The organism is Pseudomonas emilianonis (assembly GCF_023072625.1).
Classification (GTDB): Bacteria; Pseudomonadota; Gammaproteobacteria; order Pseudomonadales; family Pseudomonadaceae; genus Aquipseudomonas; species Aquipseudomonas paraveronii.
Genome location: NZ_JAKNRV010000455.1, coordinates 1 through 3,550 on the forward strand (window position 1 = coordinate 1; position 3,550 = coordinate 3,550).

3 protein-coding genes are annotated in these 3,550 nt (G+C 62.2%); all 3 read left to right on the top strand.

The features are described from left to right. On the top strand, positions 1-1,083 hold a 1,083-nt coding region (gene tssA / locus L9Z73_RS27365; RefSeq protein WP_247407766.1), incomplete at its 5' end, for a type VI secretion system protein TssA. 24 nt (positions 1,084-1,107) lie between these two features. Continuing rightward, positions 1,108-2,877, top strand: a complete 1,770-nt coding sequence (gene tssF / locus L9Z73_RS27370) for a type VI secretion system baseplate subunit TssF (protein ID WP_247407768.1) — start codon at positions 1,108-1,110, stop codon at positions 2,875-2,877. Beyond that, the coding region (tssG, locus tag L9Z73_RS27375; protein WP_247407770.1) for a type VI secretion system baseplate subunit TssG at positions 2,841-3,550 on the top strand (710 nt) is incomplete at its 3' end. The genes tssF and tssG, both read left to right, overlap by 37 nt.

Sequence of the window (3,550 nt, forward strand, 5' to 3'; positions counted from 1 at the left end):
CTTGAGGCCTGGCCGCAGGATCAGCGCCCGGCACTTGGTGCGCTATACGGCGCGTTGTCCGCTCGATTGACGCAGTCCGGAGGGGTTGATGCGCTCGTGCCGCAGCACAGCGCCAGTCACGAATCGAATGTGCAGACGGCGGCGCCGAGCGCCACGGCCATCAAGTCCGGGCGCGACTTGCTGGACAGCGGTAGGGCGTTGGCGGGCTATCTACGCGAGCAGCCCCAGGGCTGGCTGGCGGCGCATCGGCTGATGAAAAGTTTGCGCTGGGACACGGTACACCAGGTGCCGCCTGAGGAAGCCAGCGGCAATACGCGGCTGGCATCTCCCCGAGGTGATTATCGGGCGCAGCTCAAGCGCCTTTTCCTGCAACAACGCTGGACTGAATTACTCGATCAGGTCGAACGAATGTACGCCGAGGGCGTGAACCACTTCTGGCTGGATTTGCAGTGGTACTTGTACCAGGCGCTGAGTAAACAACCCGCACCACAAGATGGCTGGGCGGACATCATCAAGCGTGACTTGGGTATGTTCCTCGAGCGCTTGCCCGGGCTGGAACTGTTGCGCTGGAACGACGGCACGCCCTTCGCCGATGAAACCACCCGCGATTGGATCACCCAGCACGTCAGTGGCAACCGCACGCAGCAATGGCTACCGGCACCGAAGACGGTGCTGACCACGAGCGATGCCGAGATCTTGTCGCTGGAGGACGAGGCAGTGGCCCAGGCCGACAGAGAGGGCGTGGACATGGCGCTCGGTTGGCTGGCGGCCCGGCCGGGCATGCAGACCGGGCGCCAACGCTGGTTGCTGCGCCTGCTGATGGCGCGTGTAGCCGAGCAATACGGCAAGGGCGACTTGGCCATGCACGTATTGGCCGAACTGGACGCTACCGCGCAGCACCACGCGCTGGCGGACTGGGAGCCGGAGCTGAATTTCGAGGTCAAGGCCCGGCTGCTCAAGCTCTTGCGTCTGAAAGCGCAGCGCACCGATGCAGACAAACCCACGCTCGCCCGGCGCACCGAAGCACTGTTGGCGGCGTTGGTCGCCATCGACCCGGTATGCGCCGCCGTGCTCTGCGGCTAACCCTCATTCATCAGGAATCTATCTGTGAGCATGGACAATTTAACCCTGCGCTACTACGACGCCGAAATGCGTTACCTGCGCGAAGCCGGCAAGGAATTCGCCGAAGCGTTCCCGGATCGGGCGGCGCAGCTCAACCTGGACAAACCGGGCGCGCAAGACCCCTATGTGGAGCGCCTGTTCGAAGGCTTTGCGTTCTTGATGGGGCGCCTGCGCGAGAAGCTCGACGATGATTTACCGGAGTTGACCGAGGGGCTGGTCAGCCTGCTCTGGCCTCACTATTTGCGCACCATTCCTTCGCTGTCGGTTGTCGAGTTTGTCCCTGAGCTCGCGCAGATGAAACGTAGCGAGTTGGTCGGCAAGGGTTTCGAGGTGTTATCCCAACCCATTGGTCCGCAACGCACCCGTTGTCGTTACACCACCACTCAGGATCTGACGTTGCAGCCGCTGGCCCTGGAGTCGGTGCGACTGGCCTACGAGCCGGACGGTCGCTCGCTGTTGCGCCTGCGCTTTGCCTGCGGCGCGTTGACGGACTGGAGCCAGATCGAGCTGAGCCGCCTGCCGCTTTACCTGAGTGCCGATGCACCGCTGGCCAGCGCCTTGCACCATGCGCTGACGCTGAACACCCAGGCGTTGTACGTGCGCCTGCCGGAGCAGCACGAGCGCCAGGCATTGGACGGCCATTTTGCGCCCAAGGGGTTTGCTGATGAGGATCGGCTGTGGCCCAAGGGTGACAGTGCGTTCAGCGGTTATCAGTTGCTGCTGGAGTACTTCACCTTTCGCGAGAAATTCATGTTCGTAACCCTCTGTGGCCTGGAACATTTGAGCATCAGCGCTGATGTGCCTTGGTTCGAACTGGACGTGGTGCTGCGTGAAGCATGGCCAAAGGAATTCAGTGTGAGCAGCGAACATATTCGCCTGCATGCCGTGCCGGTGATCAATCTGTTTGCGCTGGAGGCTGACCCGCTGACGCTGGCGCCGTTACAAACCGACTACCTGCTACGGCCAATGCGCTTGCAGGACGGTCATACTGAAATTTATTCGGTCGATCAGGTCACCTCGTCAAAAAACGCCGTGCGCCATGACTACGTGCCGTTCAGCAGCTTTCGCCATAAGGGCGGCATGCTGCGCGACGATGCTCCCGAGCGCTACTTTCATACGCGCCTCAAGCGCGCCGCCAATGGCTTGCATGACACCTGGCTGATCCTGGGCGGTGACGGCTTCGATAAGGACCGGCTGCGCAACAGCGAAAGCCTGTCGTTGCGCCTGACCGGCACCCACGGCCAGTTGCCGCGCAAGGCGCTGCAAAGCACGTTGCTCGATACGCTGGTGCAAACCACCCAGACCGGTTTGCGCGTGCGCAACCTGTGCGCGCCGAGCTTGCCATGCTACCCACCGAACCGCGACCGCTTTCACTGGCGGGTCCTGAGCCACCTGGGCTCGAACTTCCTGCCGATGCTCGACAACGCCGAAGTGTTGCGCGGCACATTGGCTCTGTACGACTGGACGGGCAGCGAGCTCAACCGTCGTCGTCTGGCGGCGATCGTCGAGGTCCGTCATCACGTGGTCCAGCGTTTCGAGAAAGGCTTTTTGCTACGCGGGGTGGATATCGAAATCACCCTCGATGCCAATGGTTTTTCAGGGGAAGGCGACATCAGCCTGTTCGGCGAGATGCTCAATCGCTTCTTCGCCTTGTATGCCGACATTCATTTGTACACCCAGCTCACGCTGATCCTGCAACCTACTGGAAAGTGCCTGCGATGGAACGAGAATCACAGTCAGCGTATTCCCGGCTGAACGCCAGCGGTTTGCTGGACGCCTTGCAAGGGCAGGTGGCCGAGGCCAATCTGCAGCGTTTTTGCCAGTTACTGGAACAGGCCTTGCCCGGTCACCCACCCCTGGGCAGTACCGCGCACCCGGCGGATGACGCCGTGCGCTTTCGGCCCGATCCGGGCATGGGCTTTCCGGCCGGCGAGTTGAAGTCGATTGAAATCGATGAAGCACACCCGGAGCGTGCGGCGACGGTACGCACCCGCTTGCTCGGGTTGTACGGCGTCGATTCGCCGATGCCGACCGTGTATCTGGACGACATCGCGCAGCGTCGGGAAGGGCATGCGGCGCTGGAAGCCTTCCTCGATATTTTCAATCACCGGATATTCACCCAGTTCTACCGGATCTGGCGCAAATACTCCTACCCGGCGACGTTCGAAGCGGGCGGCACCGATGCCACCTCGCAGTGCCTGCTGGGCTTGATCGGCCTGGGCATTCCCGGCACCGCGCAACAGGTCGGCACGCCGGTCTCGCGCTTTCTGGCCTTGCTCGGTGTGATGCGTCTGCCCACGCGTAATGCTGAAGGCATCGCCGCATTGGTCACCTTGCTCGCACCTAACACCCAGGTGCAGGTGACCCCGCATTGGCCGCAGACCATTGCGCTGCCGGCGCCGGCCAGCCTTTCCCGGCAACGTCCGGT